Annotated in this window: 1 pseudogene; it reads left to right on the forward strand. The window is 50.5% G+C overall.

Going from position 1 to position 277, the window contains the following annotated elements:
- Positions 1 to 52 precede the first annotated feature (52 nt).
- Positions 53 to 277 (forward strand): annotated as a pseudogene (locus KVT27_RS24415) (MFS transporter); the annotation flags it as partial.

Consider the following 277-nt stretch of genomic DNA (forward strand, 5'->3'; position numbering starts at 1 on the left):
GCAAGGTGTCTCCAACTTTAGTGCGCTTGGTGCTGGATTTGCTTTTCTGCCTATGACCGGCGATATGTTCGGAATGGTTTATGCTGTGCCAAGCCTTCTGAAACGTTTCGGCAGCACCCGTGTGTTAATCGGCGGTGTGTTGATTGCTCTGACGGGGATGATCTGGATTAGTCGCATTTCCATGGACACTTCCTATTTTCCAAATATCGCGATTCCTTTAGTCAACCTTGGGATCGGCGCAGGGGTTGTCTTCATCCCCCTCACCTCATCCGGCATT

This window comes from Lysinibacillus sp. GbtcB16, from assembly GCF_019091145.1.
In the GTDB taxonomy this organism is placed as follows: domain Bacteria; phylum Bacillota; class Bacilli; order Bacillales_A; family Planococcaceae; genus Lysinibacillus; species Lysinibacillus fusiformis.